Raw genomic sequence first — 2,179 nt, forward strand, 5'->3', positions numbered from 1 at the left:
GCGAAAACGCGATGCTATTGGTTAAGGCAATGGTTGGCATGTAAGTGAGCGCATGCAGCAATAACAGCGGGAAGAAGCCGCCGAAGTAGGTTTGCTGGGCTGCGAAGAACATCAGAATGGATCCGACGATGGTGAGCAGCGACAACACTTTTTGCGCCTGGAAGAAGCGATCGGCCAGCGATCCGACAAGGATCGGCGACAGGATGGCGGCTATCGAGGTACAGGCGTAGCACCAGGCAATTTCAACCGGCGAGAAGCCGTTTTTGCTTAGAAATGCCCAGAGCGGCACAAACCATGCCCCCCAGATAAACCACTCAAGAAACATCATGAAAGACAGTTTTGGGATTGTTGTTTTCATTTAAAAGGACTCCCCGGTGTAGGTGGGGCCAATCTAACACCAGTAATAATACCTTTATAATACCACTGGTGGATTTTTTGAACTCGTCCACAACATTTTAACTGATGTGCAACGTTCTGAGGCGGGAGGTAACTGGATGCGGGGGATGAAAATGAGGGCGCGAATAACGCGCCCGGTAATAGTTAGCGGCGGTTTTTCCATACAGTCTGAATGTTGCAGAATTCGTGGACACCAAAGCTCGACAGCTCACGACCATAACCGCTCTTCTTCACGCCACCAATCGCGACACGCGGATCGGACGCGCCATTGCCGTTGATAAACACCGCGCCGGTTTCAAGTTTTTCCGCCAGTTCGTTGGCCAGTGCTTCATTGCCGCTCCACACTGTTGCACTGAGGCCGAATTCGCTGTCGTTAGCCAGCTCAAGGGCGTGTTGTGCATCACGAGCGACGGTGATTGCAGCAACTGGACCAAAGATCTCCTGCTGGAAAGCGGTCATGGCTGGTGTGACATCTGCGAGGATCGTTGGGGCGTAATAGTTGCCTGGGCCGTCGATCTTATGGCCGCCTAATACCAGACGCGCGCCTTCCTTGATGGTCTGCTGCACCTGATTATCCAGCTCATCACGCAGATCGTAACGCGCCATTGGGCCGATGTAGGTTTCTTCTGCCAAAGGATCGCCGATCTTCAATGCCTGCACCGCTACGCTGAAACGCGCCTCAAACGCTTCTGCGACGCTTTCTTCAATGATGAAGCGCTTGGCTGCCATGCAGACCTGTCCGGTGTTCTGGTAGCGTCCTGTGACCGCTGAGGCCACTGCAGCATCAAGGTCTGCATCCGCCAGCACAATGAAAGGATCCGCGCCGCCCAGTTCCAGCACGGTTTTTTTCAATACTGCACCGGCTTGCGCTGCAATAGCTCCGCCTGCACGCACGCTGCCGGTTACCGCTACAGCCGCAATACGCGGATCTTTGATTGCTGTCGAAACGCCATCGTTATCGACGTTGATCACGGTAAAGCCGCCTTTAGGCAGATCGGTGGCGTCAAACAGTGACGACATCAGGTTGGCGGATCCCATTACGCTTGGTGCATGTTTCAGTACATAGGTATTACCCGCCAGCAACATGCTGACTGCGCCGCGCAGAACCTGCCAGTAAGGGAAGTTCCATGGCATCACTGCAAGGATCACGCCGAGCGGGCGAAACGATTGCCACGCTTGCTGGTTTTCCACCAGCGTGGGTTTGTCGGCAAGGATCGCTGGGCCGTGTTCTGCATACCAGTCGCAGAGATTGGCGCATTTCAGTACTTCAGCACGTGCCTGAGCGATAGGCTTACCCATTTCCAGCGTCGCCATGGTTGCCAACTCATCTTGTCGTTGGCGAATCTGTTCTGCCAGTTGACGCAGCACTTTGACCCGTTGCGGCATTGCCGTATAGCGCCACTCTGTGAAGGCATCAGCACTTTGCTGCAATGAGGCTTCCAGCTCGGCTGCGCTCTGCAGCGGATAGGTCGCGATGATTTCGCCTGTGGTCGGGTTGCGAGAGATAACGTTGTCAGTCATGAAAGATGTCCTCGTCATAAGTGATGTGATGTTCAATGGTGCTCACCTTACGCCGGGTAGAGGTTTCTTAAAAATGAATAATAATGAGGAAGTTGTTCATTTATGGAGAATTAGAAGGATCCTGGTCGCACAGAACTGATGATTTGGTGGGATCGAATAGGATGTTATCGCGATGCGGTTGTTTTAAACGTTTTGCGTGTCCAAAGCCGCTTCAGTCCTGGCGTTATTAAGTTATACAGTGAATAGATCTTAAAGAAAGATC

Annotated in this window: 2 protein-coding genes; both read right to left on the reverse strand. The window is 52.8% G+C overall.

The features are described 5' to 3' along the window. On the reverse strand, positions 1 to 358 hold a 358-nt coding region (locus RTY00_RS23945), incomplete at its 3' end, for an MFS transporter (RefSeq protein WP_409519170.1). A gap of 182 nt (positions 359 to 540) precedes the next feature. Further along, entirely contained in the window at positions 541 to 1,917 is a 1,377-nt protein-coding gene (locus tag RTY00_RS23950; RefSeq protein ID WP_312666634.1) for an aldehyde dehydrogenase family protein, read from the reverse strand. Positions 1,918 to 2,179: the final 262 nt, after the last annotated feature.

The organism is Pantoea sp. CTOTU49201 (genome assembly GCF_032054795.1).
Lineage (GTDB): Bacteria > Pseudomonadota > Gammaproteobacteria > Enterobacterales > Enterobacteriaceae > Pantoea > Pantoea symbiotica.

Coding starts and splice junctions, on each gene's coding strand:
- RTY00_RS23950 (WP_312666634.1), bottom strand. CDS start 1,917: ATGACTGACAACGTTATCTCTCGCAACCCGACCACAGGCGAAATCATC.